Source organism: Halovulum sp. GXIMD14793 (genome assembly GCF_054457435.1).
The window spans coordinates 37,057-57,665 of the sequence record NZ_JBTLNE010000023.1 but is presented as its reverse complement, the minus strand read 5'-3'; the positions used below and the strand labels follow the sequence as shown (position 1 = coordinate 57,665).

At 56.8% G+C, this 20,609-nt stretch carries 22 protein-coding genes and 1 tRNA gene; 16 read left to right on the top strand and 7 right to left on the bottom strand.

The window, feature by feature from the left end; translation table 11 throughout:
• The first annotated feature begins 70 nt into the window (after window positions 1–70).
• From ACW9UQ_RS08605 to ACW9UQ_RS08595, 3 genes are all read left to right on the top strand, one after another.
• Window positions 71–367: a hypothetical protein gene (locus ACW9UQ_RS08605; RefSeq protein WP_458930606.1), complete on the top strand. Its 297-nt coding sequence runs from the start codon at window positions 71–73 to the stop codon at window positions 365–367.
• 236 nt (window positions 368–603) lie between these two features.
• Window positions 604–1,680, top strand: coding sequence for a retron Ec67 family RNA-directed DNA polymerase/endonuclease (locus ACW9UQ_RS08600; RefSeq protein ID WP_458930605.1), 1,077 nt, complete (start codon window positions 604–606; stop codon window positions 1,678–1,680).
• Window positions 1,677–2,360, top strand: a complete 684-nt coding sequence (locus ACW9UQ_RS08595) for a hypothetical protein (RefSeq protein ID WP_458930604.1) — start codon at window positions 1,677–1,679, stop codon at window positions 2,358–2,360. The genes ACW9UQ_RS08600 and ACW9UQ_RS08595 overlap by 4 nt, the downstream gene beginning before the upstream one ends.
• A 339-nt stretch (window positions 2,361–2,699) precedes the next feature.
• Here the strand turns inward: ACW9UQ_RS08595 and ACW9UQ_RS08590 are convergent.
• A tRNA-Lys gene (locus ACW9UQ_RS08590) sits at window positions 2,700–2,775 on the bottom strand.
• A 115-nt stretch (window positions 2,776–2,890) separates the two neighbouring features.
• On the opposite strand from ACW9UQ_RS08590, the gene dapF reads away from it, so the two are divergent.
• Both dapF and mtaB read left to right on the top strand, forming a co-directional pair.
• Window positions 2,891–3,718 (top strand): diaminopimelate epimerase, encoded by an 828-nt coding sequence (gene dapF / locus ACW9UQ_RS08585; protein ID WP_458930603.1) that lies wholly within the window; start codon window positions 2,891–2,893, stop codon window positions 3,716–3,718.
• Complete coding sequence (gene mtaB, locus ACW9UQ_RS08580) at window positions 3,715–4,977, top strand: tRNA (N(6)-L-threonylcarbamoyladenosine(37)-C(2))-methylthiotransferase MtaB (protein WP_458930602.1); 1,263 nt, start codon at window positions 3,715–3,717, stop codon at window positions 4,975–4,977. The genes dapF and mtaB overlap by 4 nt, the downstream gene beginning before the upstream one ends.
• 1 nt (window position 4,978) lies before the next feature.
• On the opposite strand, the gene ACW9UQ_RS08575 is transcribed toward mtaB, so the two are convergent.
• The 4 genes from ACW9UQ_RS08575 to ahcY form a co-directional block, all read right to left on the bottom strand.
• Entirely contained in the window at window positions 4,979–5,734 is a 756-nt protein-coding gene (locus ACW9UQ_RS08575; protein ID WP_458930601.1) for an extensin-like domain-containing protein, read from the bottom strand.
• Window positions 5,735–6,417: 683 nt separating this feature from the next.
• Window positions 6,418–6,669 (bottom strand): hypothetical protein, encoded by a 252-nt coding sequence (locus tag ACW9UQ_RS08570; protein ID WP_458930600.1) that lies wholly within the window; start codon window positions 6,667–6,669, stop codon window positions 6,418–6,420.
• 348 nt (window positions 6,670–7,017) lie between these two features.
• A complete protein-coding gene (locus ACW9UQ_RS08565) occupies window positions 7,018–7,416 on the bottom strand; it encodes a hypothetical protein (RefSeq protein ID WP_458930599.1) in 399 nt (132 codons plus the stop codon).
• A gap of 109 nt (window positions 7,417–7,525) precedes the next feature.
• Complete coding sequence (ahcY, locus tag ACW9UQ_RS08560) at window positions 7,526–8,920, bottom strand: adenosylhomocysteinase (RefSeq protein ID WP_458930598.1); 1,395 nt, start codon at window positions 8,918–8,920, stop codon at window positions 7,526–7,528.
• Between the two features lie 141 nt (window positions 8,921–9,061).
• Between ahcY and ACW9UQ_RS08555 the strand changes: the two genes are divergently transcribed.
• From ACW9UQ_RS08555 to ACW9UQ_RS08515, 9 genes are all read left to right on the top strand, one after another.
• Window positions 9,062–10,045, top strand: a complete 984-nt coding sequence (locus tag ACW9UQ_RS08555) for a glycosyltransferase family 8 protein (RefSeq protein WP_458930597.1) — start codon at window positions 9,062–9,064, stop codon at window positions 10,043–10,045.
• 142 nt (window positions 10,046–10,187) lie between these two features.
• Window positions 10,188–11,168, top strand: coding sequence for a glycosyltransferase family 8 protein (locus ACW9UQ_RS08550; RefSeq protein ID WP_458930596.1), 981 nt, complete (start codon window positions 10,188–10,190; stop codon window positions 11,166–11,168).
• Window position 11,169: 1 nt separating this feature from the next.
• On the top strand, window positions 11,170–11,766 hold the full coding sequence (locus ACW9UQ_RS08545; RefSeq protein WP_458930595.1) for a YfbR-like 5'-deoxynucleotidase: 597 nt from the start codon (window positions 11,170–11,172) through the stop codon (window positions 11,764–11,766).
• Between the two features lie 58 nt (window positions 11,767–11,824).
• Window positions 11,825–12,736, top strand: a complete 912-nt coding sequence (trxA, locus tag ACW9UQ_RS08540; protein WP_458930594.1) for a thioredoxin — start codon at window positions 11,825–11,827, stop codon at window positions 12,734–12,736.
• Window positions 12,737–12,769: 33 nt separating this feature from the next.
• Window positions 12,770–13,426, top strand: coding sequence for an LON peptidase substrate-binding domain-containing protein (locus ACW9UQ_RS08535; RefSeq protein WP_458930593.1), 657 nt, complete (start codon window positions 12,770–12,772; stop codon window positions 13,424–13,426).
• Window positions 13,423–13,608 (top strand): Trm112 family protein, encoded by a 186-nt coding sequence (locus ACW9UQ_RS08530; RefSeq protein WP_458930592.1) that lies wholly within the window; start codon window positions 13,423–13,425, stop codon window positions 13,606–13,608. Before ACW9UQ_RS08535 ends, ACW9UQ_RS08530 begins: the two co-directional genes overlap by 4 nt.
• Window positions 13,609–14,036: 428 nt before the next feature.
• A complete protein-coding gene (locus ACW9UQ_RS08525; protein ID WP_458930591.1) occupies window positions 14,037–14,777 on the top strand; it encodes a lipid II flippase family protein in 741 nt (246 codons plus the stop codon).
• Window positions 14,778–14,872: 95 nt separating this feature from the next.
• Complete coding sequence (locus ACW9UQ_RS08520; protein WP_458930590.1) at window positions 14,873–15,733, top strand: NAD-dependent epimerase/dehydratase family protein; 861 nt, start codon at window positions 14,873–14,875, stop codon at window positions 15,731–15,733.
• Window positions 15,730–16,335, top strand: a complete 606-nt coding sequence (locus ACW9UQ_RS08515; protein WP_458930589.1) for a sugar transferase — start codon at window positions 15,730–15,732, stop codon at window positions 16,333–16,335. The genes ACW9UQ_RS08520 and ACW9UQ_RS08515 overlap by 4 nt, the downstream gene beginning before the upstream one ends.
• Before the next feature lie 203 nt (window positions 16,336–16,538).
• On the opposite strand, the gene ACW9UQ_RS08510 is transcribed toward ACW9UQ_RS08515, so the two are convergent.
• Together ACW9UQ_RS08510 and ACW9UQ_RS08505 are read right to left on the bottom strand one after the other, a co-directional pair.
• Complete coding sequence (locus ACW9UQ_RS08510) at window positions 16,539–17,768, bottom strand: LL-diaminopimelate aminotransferase (RefSeq protein WP_458930588.1); 1,230 nt, start codon at window positions 17,766–17,768, stop codon at window positions 16,539–16,541.
• Window positions 17,769–17,807: 39 nt separating this feature from the next.
• Window positions 17,808–18,134, bottom strand: coding sequence for a hypothetical protein (locus tag ACW9UQ_RS08505; protein ID WP_458930587.1), 327 nt, complete (start codon window positions 18,132–18,134; stop codon window positions 17,808–17,810).
• A 69-nt stretch (window positions 18,135–18,203) separates the two neighbouring features.
• On the opposite strand from ACW9UQ_RS08505, the gene ACW9UQ_RS08500 reads away from it, so the two are divergent.
• Both ACW9UQ_RS08500 and ACW9UQ_RS08495 read left to right on the top strand, forming a co-directional pair.
• Window positions 18,204–20,006: a PHA/PHB synthase family protein gene (locus ACW9UQ_RS08500; protein ID WP_458930586.1), complete on the top strand. Its 1,803-nt coding sequence runs from the start codon at window positions 18,204–18,206 to the stop codon at window positions 20,004–20,006.
• Window positions 20,007–20,014: 8 nt separating this feature from the next.
• On the top strand, window positions 20,015–20,602 hold the full coding sequence (locus ACW9UQ_RS08495) for a DUF4453 domain-containing protein (protein ID WP_458930585.1): 588 nt from the start codon (window positions 20,015–20,017) through the stop codon (window positions 20,600–20,602).
• Window positions 20,603–20,609 lie beyond the last annotated feature (7 nt).

The following is a 20,609-nucleotide window of genomic DNA, read 5'->3' as shown; positions in this document are numbered from 1 at the left end:
TCTTTGATCATCCCAATGATTTGGACTTCCGTGAAACGGCTCTTTCGCATTCGTTTGCTCCTTCAAAAGGTTGAGCAAACTCTACATCAGAACGAGGGAAGTTTCGGGGGGCAGGTCAGAGCAAAAGCGCGATGAAGCATTCGGCGCAATTTGCGCCGAACAAAAACTGGATCGAGACGGCTTCTCCAAACTGCTTGAAACCTACCAATTCTCGGGAAAGCGCCCTCTTACAGATGAAATTGTCGCCGTTATGACAGAAGTTCCGGGCATCCTTCATCGTAAACCATCAGCAGAGCGAATTGTTGCGAAGATGGTTGATTTCATCGAAACATATGATGAGGGGATGGGAGAGTTAGGCGTTGAATAGCGTCAGAGCAAGTTTGCTTCACTTTGGGTTTGGTGAGACTTGCCCCTCGCCTTAAACTTGTGCAAATATGAGGCAAGGCTTGCGGGCAGACTACATGCCGCGCATCGCGACATATGACCTGAATGTTAGGCACGCTGCTCTCGTTCAGTTTCCCTTTGCAGACTTTCCGGTATTTTGGATTGTTGACCTTGAACGCATAAGAGTGCCCGCAAGCTCATCGTGAAAAAAGAGATTTAATGTCCAAACTTGCTCGGCTTAAACAGGCGCAAAACCTCTCCGATCTTGCAAAACTATTGGGTTTCACACCGAAAGCGCTGTCCTTTGTTCTTTATAAGATGCCAGACGCAAAAAAATACAAAACCTTCGATATCCCTAAGAAGGGAGGAGGCACACGAACAATCGAGGCCCCAATTGACCAATTATCATTGCTTCAACGTCGCCTCGCAGAGTTGCTAGAAGGATGTGCGCAGGAAGTCGCGAAGGACAATCCACGTTATCAAGCTGCGTCACATGGCTTTCGCAAAGGCCGAACGACCATTTCGAATGCAAATGTTCATCGAAAACGACGCTATGTGTTCAACGTTGATATCGCTGACTTCTTTGGGTCGATAAATTTTGGCCGAGTTCGGGGATTATTTATCAAAGATCGCGCCTTCGAGCTTGCTCCAAGTGTGGCGACGGTATTGGCTCAGATTGCCTGCCACGAAAATTCGCTGCCACAAGGTAGCCCTTGTTCACCAATCATTTCGAACTTGGTTGCCAACATCCTTGATGCACGCCTCATGAAGCTGTCAAAACATGCTCATTGCGCTTACACGCGTTACGCGGATGACTTAACCTTCTCGACCAACGAACGAATCTTCCCACAGGAAATCGCTCGCGAAATGGCTGGTGCCGCGTGGGAGCCGGGGATGCGTCTGACGGAGGTCATTGAAGGCGCCGGGTTCGCGCTGAATCCTAGCAAGACCCGTATGTCACTGCGCCGTTCCCGCCAAACAGTGACAGGGCTGGTGGTCAATACCAAGCTCAACATTCGGCAGGATTATTACCGAACGGCGAGAGCGATGTGCAATTCAGTTTTCAGACTGGCCAATGGCATAGGCCTAGTTCTGATCCGACCAGCACACCAGTCAGCACCGATAATCTGCGTCCGCTTGAGGGCATGCTTTCACATATCTACTTTGTTAAAGCGAGACGAGATCGCACCCATAAAGAGAACAAGAATATCGGTTTTGCACCGCCGTCGGCACCGATCGAGCTTTATAAGCGTTTTCTGTTTTACAAACACTTTGTGGCAAACAAGCAGCCCATGATTGTGACCGAAGGTATATCGGATATCACATATCTGAAATGTGCAATCCGGTCCCGTGCAGCGCATTTTCCTTCGCTTGTCACACCGCGGGATGGAAAGGATGAACCAAACATTGGTTTCTTGAGCCCGTCCGGGACATCTCGCTCGATCCTTGACCTTGGCAATGGTGCTTCTGGTCAAAACAAGCTGATCAACGAATATGGAAATCGTTTGAAACGTTACCGGCATTTACCCCTTGATAACCCAATCATAGTCCTTTGCGATAACGATGACGGCCCGAAAGAGGTGTTCAAAACTGCATCTAAGAAAAGCGGAAAACCAGTAGATAAAACGACGACCGATTCGTTTTATCATCTTGGGCATAACCTGTATCTGGTCAAAGTGCCTGAAGGCGCACCACCGGCAATGAAAGACATCGAGGATCTGTTTCTTCCAGCAGTGCTGAGTGAACTGCTCGACGGCAAACCCTTCGATAAAAAGAAGGAACACGGCGACCACACTGCCTACGGAAAGGTGGCCTTCGCTGACAAAGTTGTGCGGCGAAAAGCCAGTACCATCGATTTCAGTGGATTTGATACGTTGCTCGAGCGCCTCGCGGCCTGTGTCGCAGATTATGCAATCCGGTCAGCGCCACCGACTGTCGTGCCGAAAACATCTGGCGTTGCTGTTGGCGCACCGTAGAATTTCTAGATGCGGCCATTGCAGAGCTATTCGATCGCGCGGCGGATCTGCCTCCGCCAACCTCTCCGGATCAGGCTGGCAGTTCGCGTGGCTTCCTGTCATGCAATCTTTCTCAGCTTCTATCGAACGCGGGCACGTGAGGGCCTGAAGGAAACTCCGATTCAACCCCAGGCTTTTGATTCTGGTTCAGGATGCGCTTCCTTTTTCATCTCTTGTCGCGAGCCGGAAAAAGGCATCAGGAACGGAAAACCAGCAAAAAGGAACTGGGTTCTGACGCAAAAGGCAAATAACCTGACTGAAAGGGAACTCAGTCGTGATTACTCACAACTTGGGAGAAAATGGTGAGCCGTGATGGGTTCGAACCATCGACCTACTGATTAAAAGTCAGTTGCTCTACCAACTGAGCTAACGGCCCACGAGGGCGGTTGGATAAGCAAGGGGGGGGCGGAGGTCAAGGGGAAAATCGAGGGTTTCTTAGGTTCTGGTCTCGGGATGGTTTCAGGACTATATAGCGCGCCATGAAAGATCGTATGGCAGACAGTCTCCTGCATTTCTGGAAGATGCACGGATTGGGGAATGATTTTGTGGTGGTGGATGCCCGCGACGGCCGCGGAACGATATCGGTTGAGCTGGCGCGTGCGCTTGGTGATCGGCATTTCGGGGTTGGGTTTGATCAGTTGGCCGTGATCCACAGTGACGCCGCGGCGGATGCGCATCTGACGTTCCTGAATGCGGATGGATCAACCTCGGCGGCCTGTGGCAACGCGACGCGCTGCGTTGCGGCACATCTGATGGCGGAGCACGGCGTCGAACAGCTGGTTCTGAGAACCGAGCGCGGCCTGTTGCCCTGCCGCGCCATTGACGATCGAGTTGAGGTGGATATGGGGCCACCCCTGCTCGACTGGCAGGATATGCCGCTGGCACGCGCCTGTGACACCGCATCGCTGCCTTTGAAAGGTAACCCAGCCGCCTGTTCCATGGGCAATCCGCATTGCACCTTTTTTGTGGAGGACGCCGACGCCGTCTCGCTGGAAGAGATCGGAGCGCAGACGGAGAACGATGCGCTGTTTCCTGAGCGGACAAATGTTCAGCTCGTACAGGTTCTGTCGCGCGACCGCGCGCGGGTCCGTGTGTGGGAGCGGGGCGTGGGCGTCACACTGGCCTCTGGCTCGTCCTCTTGCGCTGTGCTGGTGAATGCGGTCCGGCGGGGGCTGATGGATCGGCGGGCCACCCTGATTCTCGATGGCGGGGAGATTGATATCTCATGGCCCAAAGGGGGCGGCGTGCGGATGACCGGCCCCACGGCAACGGTGTTTGAGGGTCGCCTGACACCGGAATTTCTGGCCACCGTCCGATGAAGCCGCTGGTCGAGACATTTGGCTGTCGGCTGAACGCCTATGAATCCGAGGCTATGCGCGAACTGGCGGATGCGGCTGGGCTGACGGATGCGATCATCGTCAACACCTGCGCGGTGACCGCAGAAGCCGTGCGTCAGTCGCGCCAACGTATCCGCCGCCTCAGGCGTGAAAACCCCGAAGCCCGGATCATCGTAACCGGTTGTGCCGCCCAGACGGAGCCCGAGACCTATGCCGGTATGGACGAGGTCGATCTAGTCGTTGGCAACCTTGAGAAGATGCAGGGCGAGACCTGGGACAAGGTCGCGGGGCCGGATTTCATCGGCAAGACGGAAAAGGTGCTGGTCAATGACATCATGTCCGCGACTGAGACTGCAGGCCATCTGATTGATGGGTTCGGGACCCGCGCACGCGCCTATGTTCAGGTGCAGAACGGCTGTGACCACCGCTGCACCTTTTGCATCATTCCTTATGGCCGGGGCAACTCACGCTCGGTTCCGGCGGGGGTGGTGGTGGATCAGATCCGGCGGCTGGTCGATGCGGGCTATAACGAGGTTGTTCTGACCGGGGTCGATATGACCTCCTGGGGGGCGGATCTGCCTAGCGCGCCGCCGCTGGGTGATCTGGTGCAGCGGATTTTGCGGATGGTGCCGGATTTGCCACGGCTGCGGATATCATCAATTGACTCGGTTGAGGCGGATGCGGCGTTGCTGGATGCGGTTGCATCCGAGCAGCGCTTGATGCCGCATCTGCATCTGTCCTTGCAGGCAGGCGACGATATGATCCTGAAACGCATGAAGCGGCGGCATCTGCGTGATGATGCCATCCGGTTCTGCGAGGACACCCGCAAGGCGCGGCCTGATATCGTTTTTGGGGCTGATATCATCGCGGGGTTCCCGACCGAGACGGAGGCGATGTTCGAAAACTCGCTCAAGCTGGTGGATGAATGCGGTCTGACCTGGTTGCATGTTTTTCCGTTCTCGGCCCGTACCGGCACACCCGCCGCGCGGATGACGGCGGTAGATGGGGCGGTGATCAAGGACCGGGCAAAGCGTCTGCGGGCGGCGGGCGATACCGCCGTCGCCACACATCTGGCGGCACAGCTTGGTCAGCAGCATCCGGTGTTGTTTGAGAACGACCAGATGGGCAGAACCCCCGGCTTTACCGAGGTGCGGGTCGCGGCGCCGCAACCGGTCGGGCGGATCGTGCACATGCGGATCACAGGTCGCGATGGTCAGGGGCTGCTGGCCGAACCCGCCTGATTTATCGACAGACCGGCCATCGCCCTTGGGCGAAGTGGAAATGGTCGGCGTGCAAAGCGTTGTAGTCGGGCGACAGAACGGTGCGAAACCAGTCACAGGCCCCGTCGCGAACCTCCTTCAGAAAAGCCTGCGTCTCGGAAGCTTGCCATCCCTTTATAAGGCTGATTTTGCGCCCATCACTCAGGCTAAGCCCGGCGATGTCGATGGCCCCGGCTGTGGCGTGCAGGCTCATCCTGTCAAAGGTCCCGGAACTTGTGCGCATTCGGCGACAGGAAAAACTGTCGAAATGGTAAACCTCGCTGACATCCGCGCCGAAATGCCGCCATGCGGCGGGCGCGACCGTGTGGCGCTGCCACATATAGAGCCGCAGGGCGATGTCACAGCGGGTCTCAACCGGCCTGAGCGATGCACCGCTGAGGCTGCGCAGGGATACGCGGTTTCGGATATGGCATTGCGCGCTGTCTTCGCGGTCCTGCATCCGCGTTAGACCAATGTCGGGAATGCGATCCAGTGCGGCAAAGCAGGTTTCAGCGCTGGATGTGGCCTGGGCCAGTTTCCAGGGGGTGACGGCGGTCGGGGCGCGCGTCGGATCAAGCGGCACAAAGGGGTTCAGGTGATCGGGCAGGTTTATGATCGCCAGAACCCCCGTCAACAGCGCCAACAGGATCAGCGCCCCGCCCACCGATCGCTTTCGTTGGGGGCGTTTTGGCGGTGGGGGTGTCGGATCACGCTGACGGATATGAGGTGGGGGCGGCACTTTTTTGCTCTGCTATGGTGACGTCAGCATAGCAGTGCCGCTTTCAGCCTCAAGTCGCGACGTTGCATGCCTTAAAATCGTGCAGCCACCGGTCCATTGAGATGCAAGCAAGACCGGAGCCACGCCCCGCATCTTCTGTCCTGATCCAACTGAAAAACCTATGTGACTGTAATGAGAAAAGGGCACCCCACCGGACGCCCTTTTCCCTTAACAAGCCACAGGAAACTACGGTTTTGAGACTAGGCACGCCACCCCTGCCGTGCCGGACGCTCTGCCCGCGTTCTGGTGGGTCTGTCGACCGACCCAATCCTGATTTTCGGAAACCGCATTCTGCGACTTGTTGCGCTGTACCCCCCTCGGTCAAGGGTATACCGGCGCAAATCATAGCGATGCCAGTATCAGAAGGTTTCTGCAAAGCATCGTGATCTAACAGACAAATACAGAACATCGGCGGAATTTTCAATCAATCAATGATTAAAATTGGAAGAATACCATTTTTAAACCAATTATTTGATTATTAAAGCGTTTCGGGATAAACCTGAGACAAAAGATTATCCTGAAACGCAGTGATAAGCCTATATGGTGTACGCGTTTCGATTTTATGTGATGTCTCAAGGTAAACTCGAAACGCTTTAATGTCTGCGCGCGGCAATTAATCCGCGCGCAGAATTGTAGGGTCCGGATCAGTTGGCAAACTTGCCAACGTAGAACTCAACCCGGCTGCGTTTTTCCGCGTTGTTGCTGTCGCTATCGTTCAGCACGGCACTGATCAGCGCCAGCTGCGACGGTGTCAGCTGCGGCAAGACCGCGCCAGGGGCAATCCTCGAATAACTGTTCTGCACCCCGTTCTGCTGCTGCGAGTTGGTGTGCGGCATGGCAAAGGTTGTGCCCGCAGCAAGGGTCAGGGCGAGGGTTGTCAGTGCGATGCGTTTCATTGTCGTTTCCTTTCAGAGGGTTGGTGTTTGGCCAAGCATCTGCCGCTTGGATGACCCTGACCTGCGCCTGCACCGACCGGGTTTCAAATCACCAATCCGCTCACGCCGGATCACGCGGTTTCGTCTTGAAAGTGTCTCCCTTAATCCAGTTCTGTTTGGGAATGTCGACGGAATTGATAAGCCTTTGAAAACAAAGATCGCATTGCTTCACATGGGGGTGCCGCGACAACCCACCAAACTACCTTGGATATGGTTTGCAACAAATGCCAACTAAATATCAGTCGGGCGCGAGCGGTAAAATCGGCCGGGTCGGAGTCCCTTGGCAGTCGTCCTGACGCCAAATCTGTCCTAACCGAAGTTCCGAAGAGAGCGCAGAAACAAACCGATTCCACCGACCAGAAGGACGATAATGACGATCAGGTCAAACGCGCTCATCGACGTCATCTGGATGTTCAGGTTGGCGATCACCCCAAAGACCAGTGCAATAAGAGAGCCAAGTGTCAGCAGCCATCCGATATAGTTCTTGGCGCTGTAAAAAATCATGCCGATGCCGAAGATAAAGGGGATCAGCACCATGCCGCTGGTGACGTCGAAACCACCAAAGCCAAAGACACGGGAGCCAAAGCCAAACTTCGGATGCACAACGATATTGCGCAACAGCAGATAGCCGCCCCCGCACATCATCACAAGTCCCAGCAAAAAGCTGCCCGTTCCCCCATCGGTTCCGCCAGCACCGCGTCCTGCCATGTTACCCTCCGTTGTTCACCAAGTCCTATCCGGCAACAGGCGATCTGGCCAGACCTGCAAAATGCAAAACGGCGGCCGAAGCCGCCGTTTCATTCAATTTGGAACGCTGTCAGTAGCGATATTGGTCCGGTTTGAACGGTCCCTCGGGTTTGACACCGATATAGTCCGCCTGTTCGTCGCTCAGCTTTGACAGTTTCACACCGATCCGCTCCAGATGCAGACGGGCGACTTTTTCGTCCAGATGCTTGGGCAGGACATAGACCTGGTTTTCATAATGATCACCACGGGTCCACAGTTCGATCTGGGCCAGAACCTGGTTGGTGAAGCTCGCCGACATTACAAAGGACGGGTGGCCGGTGGCGTTGCCAAGGTTCAGCAAACGGCCCTGGCTCAGCAGGATCATGCGATTGCCCGAGGGCATCTCGATCATATCGACCTGATCTTTGATGTTGGTCCATTTGTGATTCTTCAGCGCGGCGACCTGAATTTCGTTGTCGAAATGGCCGATATTGCCGACGATCGCCATGTCCTTCATCTCGCGCATATGCTCAAGACGGATGACGTCCTTGTTGCCTGTGGTGGTGATGAAGATATCCGCGGTTGGCGTGGCATCTTCCAGTGTGACCACCTCGAACCCGTCCATGGCCGCTTGCAGGGCACAGATCGGGTCAACCTCTGTCACCTTCACTCGGGCCCCTGCCCCGCGCAGAGACGCAGCCGAACCTTTGCCGACATCGCCATAGCCGCAGACAACAGCCGTTTTACCGGCCATCATGGTGTCGGTGGCGCGGCGGATGCCGTCGACCAGGCTTTCCTTACAGCCATATTTGTTATCGAATTTCGACTTCGTCACGCTGTCATTGACGTTGATCGCCGGGAAGGGCAGCTGGCCCTGTTCCATCATCTTGTAAAGACGGTGAACACCGGTTGTTGTTTCCTCGGACACGCCCTGGATCATTTCGCGCTGTTTGACGAACCAGCCGGGGTTCTGAGCGATACGTTTGCGGATCTGGGCAAACAGCACCTCTTCCTCTTCGGAAGTCGGGACGGCGATTAGGTCTTCCTCGCCCTCTTCAACCCGTGCGCCCATCAGGATATACAGCGTCGCATCGCCGCCATCATCCAGGATCAGGTTCGCGCCGCCTTCGGGGAAATCGAAAATCTTGTCGGCGTAGTCCCAGTATTCTTCAAGCGTTTCGCCCTTGATGGCAAAAACCGGGGTACCGCCCGCAGCAATCGCCGCTGCCGCATGATCCTGAGTCGAAAAAATGTTGCACGACGCCCAACGGACCGAAGCCCCAAGCGCGACCAGTGTCTCGATCAGAACCGCCGTCTGGATCGTCATATGAAGCGATCCGGCAATACGCGCGCCCTTCAGCGGCTTGCTGTCGCCATATTCCGCACGCAGGGCCATCAGACCCGGCATTTCGGTCTCGGCGATGTCGAGTTCCTTGCGGCCAAATTCGGCCAGATTGATGTCTTTTACGATGTAGTCATTTGCCATGCGCGGGAATCCCTCAATGAGTGTTGCAGTGCAAGGCGGGGCATAGCACCGGATGAGGCTTTCGGCAATTGGGGGGTGCCGACGGTTTTATAAAGATGAGACACCCTGTGTAAGGTCGGAATGCCAAAAGGGGGATATGTGATGGGGTTTGCAAATGTGCTGACGTCTTCGGGACCTGCAAAACACAGCAACGCGATCATCTTTGCCTGCGATGACACCTATATGCCCTATGCCGTTTGCGCCATGCAAATGCTGCTGGAGGCCTGCCCGGTGCGGGATTTCGACATTGTCATCTGTGACACACGGCCTGCAAACCTGTCGCAACCGCTGTTGGACGCCGGTATCCGCCATTGTCAGCTGGAACTTGGTCCGGAAATCTCGGCGATGGATACCAAAAGCCATTCCGCTGCCGAGACCTATATCCGCCTGACCCTGCCCAGCACGTTTCGGGACAGCTATGCGCGGATCATCTATCTTGACCCGGATATTCTGATCGAAAGCGGCGATCTTCCACGACTGTTTCAGGCGGACCTCAAGGGCAAGGCGTTCGGCGCCGTTCGTGACACCCGGCAATGGCGCAAACCCAACCGACAGTCAGAAGAGTTTCGGCAATACGATCTGGCGCCAGCCCCCTATTTCAACTCTGGTGTGCTGCTGATCGATACAGAGGCATGGATCGAGCAATCGGTGACCGAACGCGCCCTTGCGGTTCACACCAGAAACGACGGACGGCTGCACCGGTGCCACGATCAGTCTTTGCTGAATATCGCGATGTACAAAGACTGGGCAGAACTGTCACCGGTCTGGAACTGGCAGCAATCCTATCAGTTCGACTATCTGATGTTTCAAGTCGCCCCGCATATCATTCACTTTGTCGGCAGCCATAAACCATGGAAAGAGGGGTCAGAGGCCTATCTTTCTGCTCGCCGCCGCTTTGCAGAGCTTTTGGCCAGATTTTATCCCGATCACCCAAGTGCCCAGCTGACCCAGCGCAGCGGCCGCCCCGGGTTTTCCCAGATCGCGCACCGTTGTCTGAAAACGCTGACCACAGCGCGGAAGGTTATCCACTATCTTGATCGTCTTCCCGACGATCTAACGACCCATGCCGTAGACAAGACATCCTGAACGGTCCTCCAAGACCGGCAGCATCCCGCATCTGCTTGGGGGTGCCTGTTTCTTTTGATGTGCGATTATTTTGGCAGTGCTAAACACCTTTGAACGTCTTGGATAGAAGGCGTTGTACGTCGTCTATACATGGAAAGTCGCAATGTCGTTTGCACAGATCATAGCCTCATCCTGCCGCCCAAAACATGACAAGGCCGTCATTTTAGCCTGTGATGAAGGTTATCTGCCTTACGCGGTATGTGTCGTTCAAATGCTGATGGATTTATGCCCGGGTCGCGGGTTCGATATCGTCATCTGCGGAACCACATCACAGGCGCTTCCAGCGGCGATTGCGGACGCAGATGTACGTTACTGTCACATAAAGCTTGCGCCAGAAATCGCCGAGATGGAGGGCGGCGGCTATATTTCATCGGCGACTTACATCCGGCTTGGACTGCCAAGCGCCTTTGCAGATACCTACGCAAGGATACTGTATCTGGACACGGATATTTTTGTGGCAAGCAGCGATTTGGAACGCTTGTTCGAGGTCGACCTGAAAGGTAAGGCTTTCGGGGCGGTACGTGACAGCCGGCAATGGCGGCAGCCCAAAAGGCAAGCGGAAGAGTTTCAGCAGCTTGGCCTGCCGCCTGCATCATATTTTAACGCAGGCGTCTTGATGATCGACACCGACGCATGGATCCGGCAATCGGTCACAGAAAAAACGCTGTCTGTTCATCAGAAAAATGGAAGACGCACCTTCCGAAGCCATGATCAATCGCTTCTGAACATCGCATTATATGAAGACTGGGCGGAATTATCTCCGGTCTGGAACTGGCAAAGATCATGGAAATTTGACTTGCTGATGCTGCGCGCTGCGCCGCATATCATTCACTTCATCGGACCTTTGAAACCATGGCTGGACAGCCCAACGATGCTACCCGGCATTCGACGGCGTTTTTGCGCGATTCTGGCCCGCCACTACCCTGACCATCCTGGTGCAAAGGCCCCGGAAACAGACAAACCGATAAGTCTGCGAGATTTCTTCCAGCTTTGCGCCAAACAGCTATTCACAACGCGCCGGATCATCAAATATCTTCATCGCTTTCAGAACGACATGACCGTTCACCTGCCAAAGGAACGCTGACATGACCCAACCCCGCGCCTGGCAAAGGATGCTCTCGGGCCGCAGGCTGGACCTGCTGGACCCGGCCCCGCTGGATATTGAGATCGAGGATATCGCCCACGGACTTGCCTTCGTGGCGCGCTGGAACGGGCAGACGCGGGGTGACTGGCCTTATTCTGTGGCTGAGCATTCCTTGCTGGTCGAGGATCTGTTTGCGTCCATCGCGCCGAAGGCACCGGTACGCTGGCGCATGGCAGCACTTTTGCATGACGCACCGGAATATGTCATCGGCGATATGATCTCACCGGTGAAGGCGGCGGTTGGTTCCGACTACAAACATATGGACACCCGCCTGACAGCAGCCGTGCATCTGCGATTTGGACTGCCTGCAGCGATCCCCGAGACAGTTAAAAAGCAGATCAAGCGGGCCGATAAAATGTCCGCCTGGCTTGAGGCGGTGCAGATCGCAAGCTTTTCCGAAACCGAAGCCAACCGTTTTTTCGGCCAGCATCGGTCTGACCTGATGCGGACCACAAAACTAAAGCTCCGCCCGCCCAAGGACGTCAAACGGGACTTCCTGAAACGCCATGCCGCGCTGGAACAGTTCATGAAGGTCTAGCAACCTGCCCCGCCCCGGCCTATATGAGGCGCAACCCAGCACGCAGCAGGAGTGCAAGATGCTTGAATTCGGACAGGACACCGCCAGCCCGGCGGGCGATATCGTCAAGGACGGCTCGGAAGCCACCTTTATGCAGGACGTGATCGAAACCTCGAAAGAGGTGCCGGTGATCGTTGATTTCTGGGCGCCCTGGTGCGGCCCGTGCAAATCCCTTGGCCCCGCAATCGAGGCTGCTGTGACCGCCGCCAAAGGCAAGGTCAAGCTGGTCAAGATCGACATTGATCAGAATCAGGGCATCGCCGCACAGCTTCGCATTCAGTCGGTTCCCACCGTCTATGCCTTTATCAACGGCCAGCCGGTTGACGGATTTCAGGGCGCGCAGGGGCCTGCGCAACTGAAAGACTTTGTTGAAAAACTGATCGCGGCCAGCCCCGCAGGCGATGGCGGGCTGGGTGAGGCGCTGGATGCTGCCGACGAAATGCTGGCCGAAGGCGCGATTGCCGATGCCGCGCAAACCTATGCCGCCATTCTGGGCGAAGAACCTGAGAACCTGCGCGCAGTTGCAGGGCTGGCGCGTGCCCATATTGCAGCGGGCAACCCCGATCAGGCGCAGGCCCTGATGGATAGCGTCCCAGAAGATAAGCGCACCGATCCGGCTATTGCCGCTGTTTTGGCGGAACTGGAACTGGGCAGTCAGGCCGCCGATATCGGTGAAATCGCCACACTGACCGCCACGGTCGAGGCCAATCCCGATAACCATCAGGCCCGGTTCGATCTGGCGACGGCCCAGATCGCCGCCAAGGACATGGAAGGCGCAATTGATACCCTGTTGGAACTATTCCGCCGCGACCACGACTGGAACGAAGGCGCTGCGAAAGAACAGCTTTTCAAGGTGTTCGATCTGCTCGGGCCCCAGGACCCTTTGCAACAAAAGGGCCGCCGACGCTTGTCTTCTCTGATTTTCGCCTAAATTTACTATGTAGCACTGTAAAGAGGCCCACATATGGCGAACCGGTTTGCTTTAGCAGACCTGCCGGACACGATCCCGATCTTCCCCTTGCCGGGAGCATTGCTTCTGCCCAGGGCGCGTCTGCCGCTTAATATCTTCGAACCGCGCTATCTGGCGATGCTTGAAGATGTTCTGCGCAGCCCACACCGCCTGATCGGAATGGTGCAACCGGTGCTGATGCCCGAAGGCAAATGCTGCGGCCGGTTGCACCATATCGGCTGTGCCGGGCGCGTCACGCAGTTCGAAGAAACCGATGACGGGCGCTACCTGATCACCCTGACCGGGATCTGCCGCTACCGCATCTGTGATGAAAAGGACGGCTTCGCCCCCTATAAGAAAGCGGATGTCTGCTGGCGCAGCTTTGAGCGTGACCTCGGCGAACGGGAATGCGACGAGGCGTTTGATCGTGATGCGTTCCTGCAGGTCCTGAACCGGTTTTTCGCCTGCGCGCAATTGCAATCGGACTGGGACAGCCTGCGCGAAGCAGAAGAGGAATTGCTTATCAATTCCCTATCCATGCTCTGCCCCTTCGACCCCGAAGAGAAGCAGGCGCTGCTCGAAACGCCGACCTTGTGCAATCGCCGCGAGATGCTGATCACTCTGATGGAATTCGCCCTGTGCGGCGGCACAGACGAAGGATCCCTTCAATGACCGATACGGATACCGCCGACCGCCACCTGCTTGAAGCCCTCGTCTGCCCCGTTACGCGCGCGCCGCTGAAATATGACCGCGAGGCGCAGGAACTGATCTCAAAAGGTGCGGGCCTGGCCTACCCGATCCGCAACGGCATCCCGGTGATGCTGGTTGATGAAGCGCGCAAGCTGGAAGACTAAGCAGGCGCAGCTATTGACGCGTTTGCTTTGATCGTCTGGCCAAAATTCAGGCCTTGATCAAGCCTGTTAGACACACCATCCCGGCAAGAACTTGGCTGCTTTTTCTAAACGGCTTATCCATGGGTCCGGTTTCCGACATTCTTGAATAAAGCGCCGCGTAATCCATCCTGACCCAATGCACTCGCCCTGTTACATGCCACGCCAGAGTACATTCGATCAGAACCTCCAGAGGAGGTTCAGCCGCACTTTGAAACTGTCGCAAGCATCAATCTATACTCTGCCGCAATCACGGCTTATGTGTCAGAGAACATAGGCACTTTGGACGCAACACCTCGCCAGAAGGAACCCTCTGCTTGGCCGATCAAACGCTACACAATTCGGTCTCGCCCGAGGACTGGCTGCGCCATGATGCCTGAGGGCCGTCTGACATGACCACGTGGTTACTGATACTGGTCCCGGTGTTGTTCACCGGCGTACAAATGGTCGAGATTTCCGCCACTCATGCCCGGCTTGCCGGTATTGTGGCCAAAAGCAACATGCTGGCCTACTCCATCCAGCAATCTGTCTACCTGACAGGGCGGTTCGGATTGTTGATCTTGCTGCCCTGCCTGGGCCTGTTGGTCGACCGGGGTATAGAGCTTTGGCAATATGAACTGGCGGTTCATGCAGCATTGGTCGGCGCAGGGCTGATATCGATCCTGGTGTTTCAACTCAGGCGCTGGGTGGTCGGCTACTTCATCGGGGTGATCGAGGCCTATAAACGATCATCCAGCCTGTTTGGATCGCTGTTCCAACTCCACTCTCCCGACCCGGGGCCGATCGCCAAACCGCAAGGTTTGGCAGACCTGCTGAAGACAAACCGACAGGCCAGAAGCATCGCGATCAAATCCGCCATCGTTTACGCCATTTACGGATCCAGCGTTTACATCCCGTTTTTTTTCGCCCTTCTCTACCCGGATTATCGCGCCTCCATCAGTCACATGTCGGGTATTGTGAACAGCTTTGCCGCCGTCATCCTGACATTTTATGTCGAGCCGGCCATATCGCGGAATATCGACACAGACCCGGACAACTCCGTATCGCTGATCTACGCGCTGATCATCGGCCGCATTTTTGGTGTCGCGATCCTGTCGCATCTTCTGCTGCGCGCATTCTTTGCTTTCAGCTAAGCTGGTGATCAATTGAAGATAAGGGACGACTGTAATGATGCGATCTGAACACTTGCAGAGGGCAAGGTTATACGGGCAGGCCTGCGATATTGCGCATGACCCGGCATAGGCTTTTGCTGGTCGGCGCATCCGGCAGGGTCGGACAACTCGTGGCCAACAGTTGGCGGCGTTCAGCACCCGAGGCTGACATAACGCTGCAGACACGCCACAAGTCCAAAACCGGTAATCTTGTCTGGTCCCCCGAAGACGGCACAGATGCCCTGAACAGGGACATTGCCCGCAACGGCCCCATCGCAGCAATGATCATGCTAGCAGGCGTCACACCCGCAACCGGAGACGACATGTCGGTCAACACCCGGGTTGCGATGGCCTGCCTGCACGCGGCGGTAGCAACCGATATCCCGCGGATCCTTCTCGCCTCTTCCTCGGCAATCTACGGTGCCGGTGACGGCACCGCCTTTAGCGAATCCTGCGCCCCTGCCCCGGCCTCAGACTATGCCCGCTCCAAACTGGAAATGGAGCAAGCCGCCGACATATTCCGAACCAAAGGTCTGGAGGTTTGCGCGCTGCGCATCGGCAATGTCGCGGGTGCAGATGCATTGTTGCTTAATGCCTCATCTGCATCGGCCACCGATCCCATTCGCATCGACCAGTTCGCAAGCCAGACTGGCCCCATACGCAACTATATTGGCCCCGACACATTTGCCCGGGTGCTCGCATATCTCAGCCTGACGGCCTCCCCCCTTCCCCCGGTGCTCAACATCGCGGCACCCGAACCAATCCCCATGGAAAGCCTGGCCAAGGCCGCTGCGCTTCCATGGACATATGTGCCTGCCCTGGCCACGGCCATACGCAGCGTGACACTTGACTGCAGCCTGCTCTCCGGTCTCTACCGTTTTAATCCTGAAGACAGCGATCCGGCCGAAATGGTCCGTCAATGGAGACGGTGCACATGACCCTCCAGAAACGTATATTTGATATCGTCGTGGCGCTTATCCTTGGGCTTCTTCTCTTGCCGATCATCGGGGTTGTCGCCGGACTGATCCTGCTGCGCGACGGGCGTCCGTTCTTCTACATTGCCGAACGGATGTCGACCCCGAGCAAAAGCTTTGGCCTAATCAAGTTTCGCACCATGAAACCGGTCGCCAGTGATAGCGGTGTCTCAGGCGGCGAAAAAACCGACCGCATTACGCGCACTGGCCATTTCTTGCGCCGAACTCGGCTGGATGAGTTACCGCAACTGTGGAACGTCCTGCGTGGCGAGATCAGCTTTGTCGGCCCCCGCCCGCCGCTGCGCCAATATGTCGAAGCGTATCCAGAACTCTATGCTGAAGTGCTAAAATCTCGCCCGGGAATAACGGGCCTCGCCTCGGTTTATTTTCACGCCCACGAAGAGTTGCTGCTCTCGCGCAGCCGCAGCGTTTCGGAGACGGATGCAATCTACCGCCGCGCCTGTATACCACGCAAAGCCCGGCTGGACCTTATCTACCAACGCCGTCAGAGCCTTTGTCTGGACATATCCATCATGCTCAAAACAGTATTCAAAAGGTTGAGATAGGGCGTGAATGGCCCTTACGGGCCATGCCTCCGGCGGGGATATTTTGGGAACAATGAAGGGGGATGCCAATCATCTTCACTGTTCTCCAAATATCCGCCCCCGGCAGGGCCGCCCCGGAGGGGGCCGCCGGCAGGCTTGGGCCGAAGGCCGCTGACTGTCTTGCCGCCGTCAGGCGGCGCATTTTGATTGCCTAGAGCCGGGTGTCAGGTTTGGAACTGAGGATAGCGGCTCAGAATATCGTCGGCATTGTCGATCACACGCTTGATGTTGCGGGCCGCCTGGCGGATGCGTTGTTCGTTTTCAACCAGACCAAGGCGTACATAGCCTTCGCCATATTCTCCAAACCCAACGCCCGGTGCGACGGCCACTTCGGCTTCGCGCAGCAAGATTTTGGAGAACTCCATAGAGCTCAGCGGTCGGAACGCTTCGGGCAGCGGTGCCCAGGCAAACATGGTTGCTGGCGGTGGTGGCACATCCCAGCCCGCGCGGGCGAAGCTTTCGGTTAGCACATCGCGGCGAGATTTATAGGTCGTGCGGATTTCCTCAATACAATCTGTGGGACCGTTCAGCGCGGCAGCGGCTGCAACCTGCACCGGTGTGAAGGCCCCGTAATCGAGATAGGATTTGATCCGCGTCAGCGCCCCGATCAGGCGCGCATTGCCAACGGCAAAGCCCATGCGCCAACCGGGCATCGAAAATGTCTTGGACAGCGAAGTGAACTCTACCGCGATGTCCTTCGCCCCGTCCACCTGAAGGATCGACGGAGGCGGGTTGCCGTCAAAGTAGATCTCAGCATAGGCCAGATCGGACAGGACCCAGATCTGGTGCTTTTTCGCAAAGGCGACCAGCTCTCTGTAAAAGTCCAGATCGGTGGTTTGCGCCGTCGGGTTGGAGGGGAAGCTGACCACCAGCGCCACCGGCTTTGGTACGGAATGCAGCACTGCGCGATCAAGCGCGCGCATATAAGCCTCGGGGTCAAATCTGCCATTGTCCAGGGTTTGGATATGGCGCAGCGTGCCGCCGGCGATCATGAAGCCGTAAGGATGGATCGGATAGCTGGGATTGGGCACCAGCATGACGTCACCAGGTGCCGTGATCGCCATGGCCAGATTGGCCAGCCCTTCTTTTGAACCCTGTGTCGCGATCACCTCGGTCTCGGGGTCCAGCCCGACATCAAACCGGCGCGCATAATAGCCTGCCTGGGCTTTGCGCAAACCGGGGATCCCTTTTGACGAGGAATAGCGATGGGTCCGTGGTTTGCGCACGGTTTCGCACAGCTTTTCAACTATATGCGGCGGGGTATCCATATCCGGATTGCCCATGCCGAAATCGATAATGTCCATGCCATCGGCGCGGAACTCGGCTTTCAGCCGGTTAACCTCGGCAAAGACATAGGGTGGCAGGCGTTTAATACGGTAGAATTCTTCAGTCATCGGGACAGGCTTTCAGATCAGTGATGCAATAGGGCGAGTTCAGCGTGACGTGGCCGCCGCCAGCTTCGCTCGATCTGCCTCGCTGATCACGCGGCGGCGTGACAGGGTGGCACCGCGCGCGCGCAGGGCGGCTGCCCTGGCCTGCAATGCGGCAAGGTCTGCCTCTGAAATCGGCCTGCCGTCCAAAATGGCCGCCAAAGTCGCGGCATCCAGCAATTCGGGATAGGCGGCCGCCCGCGCAAAATCCGATACCGGGAACCCGCCCTCGGGCGGCTCGGGGTGCAGGCCGCAGGCGTTGAGCAAAGCCGTTGCCGCGATGAGGGCAAGCTTGACAGAGTATGGCACGATATCGGACGGTGAGATCATCGAAAACCCGTGTTGAAATTGCGCCGCCACAGTAGCGCTGCGACGGCTTCGGGGCAAGACGAGGACGCCATGACCGACCGCGACGAAACCCTGATCGAACAAAGCTCGGAATTTGCCGCCAATCTGTCAGAAATCGTCGAAACCACACAGCAGATCTGGGTGGAGTTTCTGGCCAGCGAACCGGATGAGGCGGTTCGAACGCGCCCCGATCCGCTGAATATATTTCCCGCCTGGGCAGAGATGTGGCGCAGCGCCTTTGATCATCCGCATGAGATGGCCGAGGCGACCCTGCAATACTGGAGCGCGCAGATGGAGCTGTGGCAGGCCGCCTCACTGAAATGGCTGGGGGCGGAGGCACCGCCGATGCCGGACTTGCCGCATATGGCAGCCCCCGGAAAGCGCTTTGCCCATAAAGACTGGTCCGAAAATGCCGTCTTCGAATATATCAAGCATTCCTATCTTCTGACCGCCGGGTGGCTGAACGACACTGTGCACAGCCTGCCCAATATGCCGGCGCGCGAGCAAAAGAAGGTTGAGTTCTATACCCGCAATCTGGTCGAGGCGATGAACCCGGCCAATTTCTTCGCGCTGAACCCAGAAGTGCTGGAAACCACGCTGGCGGAGAAGGGCGAAAATCTTGTGCGCGGTCTGCAGATGATGCTGGCCGACCTGCAGCGCGGCAAGGGGCAGTTGCTGATCCGTCAGACCGATATGGATGCGTTTGAGGTCGGGCGCGACATGGCGATGACCGAAGGACAGGTCGTCTGGCAGAATTCCATCCTGCAGCTGATCCAGTACACGCCAACGACGGACAAGGTCTATCGCCTGCCCCTGCTGATCGTGCCGCCCTGGATCAACAAGTTCTACATTCTCGATCTTAACCCGAAGAAAAGCATGATCCGCTGGCTGGTGGATCAGGGGCATACCGTATTTGTCATCTCGTGGGTTAATCCGGACAGCCAGCAGAAAGATGAGACCTGGGACAGCTATTTCAGGGATGGCGTACTGGCTGCCATCGACAAGGTGCTGGAAGAGTGCGGGACCAAACAGACGCATCTGGCCTCTTACTGCATCGGCGGCACAATGACCGGGTCAGTCATGGCCTATCTGGGCAAGACCGGGGGCAAGCGGGTTGCCTCGGCCACGTTCTTTGCGGCGCAGCTTGATTTCACCGATGCGGGCGAGTTGCAGGTCTTTGTCGATGATCAGACAATCGGTCTTGTTGATGATGAAATGGAAAAGGGGTTTCTGCCGGCACAAAAAATGGCCACCGCGTTCAACATGCTGCGGGCGAATGATCTGATCTGGTCCTACATGGTCAACAACTACATGCTGGGCAAGGATCCGATGCCGTTTGACCTGCTATATTGGAACGCCGACAGCACTGCGATGCCTGCCAAGCTGCATCATTTTTACCTGGACACGTTTTACAATCGTAACGCCTTTGCCGCAGATCAGCTTGCGGTTCTGGACACGCCGGTTCGGCTGTCAGACATCAAGGGGCCTGTGTATCACGTCGCAACGCGCGAAGATCATATTGCCCCGGCTGCCTCGGTCTTTCGCGGGGCGCAAAAGATGACGGCCGCCAATGTGCGGTTTGTGTTGGCCGGGTCAGGCCATATTGCCGGTGTGGTCAATCCGCCTGCCGCAGGCAAATACCAGTACTGGACGAACGCCGATATGTCCGCAGAGTGCATCGATAGCTGGCTGGACGGCGCGACGGAAACCAGCGGCAGTTGGTGGCCGGACTGGCATGACTGGCTGGCTGAAAAGTCCAGGCGCATGGTTGCGGCACGCACACCGGGAAAAGTGCTCGGCGTGGTAGAGCCTGCGCCCGGGACCTATGTTAAGATCCGCTTTGATCAGCGTTGAGACAAATGATGATATTCCGACTTTTGACTGGCATCTCCTTGCTACTGAGCGCCGCAGCCGCGCAGGCGAATACCCTATGCGATGACCTTTGGTTGTCCCGCAATGCTGTGTTTGATGAGGCTGGGTTCTGCTTTCGCTCACCCCTGGGGCGGGCATTGTTCGACGCTCAGGGCTGCAGCGATCAGCCACCGGCGTTTAGTGCAGCACAACAGGACACTATCAGTCAGATTTCCGCGCAGGAGGCTGCGGCAGCCTGCGATATCGACGTGAACCGCCTGTCGCTTGAGATCAGCGATGTCGCGTGGCGGTTGCAGCTGGACCATCAGCCCATCGCATTACCTGCCGGGCAAATATGCCATGGGTTTGTCGGTGCCGAGCAACCGCTACGCGCCGCGCCTGCCAGCGAGGCCACCGCCAACCTTGGGACGGTCAAGCCGGGCGCGAGACTTCAGTTGTCGCATCAACCGGTTGAGGGTTGGCACTACGTCACCGTAGCGACAGACAAAAGCGTGGTTGCCGGGGGGTGGATGATTGTCGATCAGGTGGTTTGCGAAGCGCGTGCAGCGCTGACTTGGGGCGGCAACTCAAGACCTTAGTTGATGG

What these genes read in the sequence shown, in the direction of transcription:
- ACW9UQ_RS08510 (WP_458930588.1), bottom strand. Translation starts at nt 17,768, where the DNA reads ATGACTGAAGAATTCTACCGTATTAAACGCCTGCCACCCTATGTCTTT.
- dapF (WP_458930603.1), top strand. Translation starts at nt 2,891, where the DNA reads ATGGCAGACAGTCTCCTGCATTTCTGGAAGATGCACGGATTGGGGAAT.
- ACW9UQ_RS08595 (WP_458930604.1), top strand. Translation starts at nt 1,677, where the DNA reads ATGATTGTGACCGAAGGTATATCGGATATCACATATCTGAAATGTGCA.
- ACW9UQ_RS08600 (WP_458930605.1), top strand. Translation starts at nt 604, where the DNA reads ATGTCCAAACTTGCTCGGCTTAAACAGGCGCAAAACCTCTCCGATCTT.
- ACW9UQ_RS08545 (WP_458930595.1), top strand. Translation starts at nt 11,170, where the DNA reads ATGACCCAACCCCGCGCCTGGCAAAGGATGCTCTCGGGCCGCAGGCTG.
- ACW9UQ_RS08520 (WP_458930590.1), top strand. Translation starts at nt 14,873, where the DNA reads ATGACCCGGCATAGGCTTTTGCTGGTCGGCGCATCCGGCAGGGTCGGA.
- ACW9UQ_RS08570 (WP_458930600.1), bottom strand. Translation starts at nt 6,669, where the DNA reads ATGAAACGCATCGCACTGACAACCCTCGCCCTGACCCTTGCTGCGGGC.
- ACW9UQ_RS08550 (WP_458930596.1), top strand. Translation starts at nt 10,188, where the DNA reads ATGTCGTTTGCACAGATCATAGCCTCATCCTGCCGCCCAAAACATGAC.
- ACW9UQ_RS08500 (WP_458930586.1), top strand. Translation starts at nt 18,204, where the DNA reads ATGACCGACCGCGACGAAACCCTGATCGAACAAAGCTCGGAATTTGCC.
- trxA (WP_458930594.1), top strand. Translation starts at nt 11,825, where the DNA reads ATGCTTGAATTCGGACAGGACACCGCCAGCCCGGCGGGCGATATCGTC.
- ACW9UQ_RS08495 (WP_458930585.1), top strand. Translation starts at nt 20,015, where the DNA reads ATGATATTCCGACTTTTGACTGGCATCTCCTTGCTACTGAGCGCCGCA.
- ACW9UQ_RS08525 (WP_458930591.1), top strand. Translation starts at nt 14,037, where the DNA reads ATGACCACGTGGTTACTGATACTGGTCCCGGTGTTGTTCACCGGCGTA.
- ACW9UQ_RS08555 (WP_458930597.1), top strand. Translation starts at nt 9,062, where the DNA reads ATGGGGTTTGCAAATGTGCTGACGTCTTCGGGACCTGCAAAACACAGC.
- ACW9UQ_RS08505 (WP_458930587.1), bottom strand. Translation starts at nt 18,134, where the DNA reads ATGATCTCACCGTCCGATATCGTGCCATACTCTGTCAAGCTTGCCCTC.
- mtaB (WP_458930602.1), top strand. Translation starts at nt 3,715, where the DNA reads ATGAAGCCGCTGGTCGAGACATTTGGCTGTCGGCTGAACGCCTATGAA.
- ACW9UQ_RS08515 (WP_458930589.1), top strand. Translation starts at nt 15,730, where the DNA reads ATGACCCTCCAGAAACGTATATTTGATATCGTCGTGGCGCTTATCCTT.
- ACW9UQ_RS08530 (WP_458930592.1), top strand. Translation starts at nt 13,423, where the DNA reads ATGACCGATACGGATACCGCCGACCGCCACCTGCTTGAAGCCCTCGTC.
- ACW9UQ_RS08565 (WP_458930599.1), bottom strand. Translation starts at nt 7,416, where the DNA reads ATGGCAGGACGCGGTGCTGGCGGAACCGATGGGGGAACGGGCAGCTTT.
- ACW9UQ_RS08535 (WP_458930593.1), top strand. Translation starts at nt 12,770, where the DNA reads ATGGCGAACCGGTTTGCTTTAGCAGACCTGCCGGACACGATCCCGATC.
- ahcY (WP_458930598.1), bottom strand. Translation starts at nt 8,920, where the DNA reads ATGGCAAATGACTACATCGTAAAAGACATCAATCTGGCCGAATTTGGC.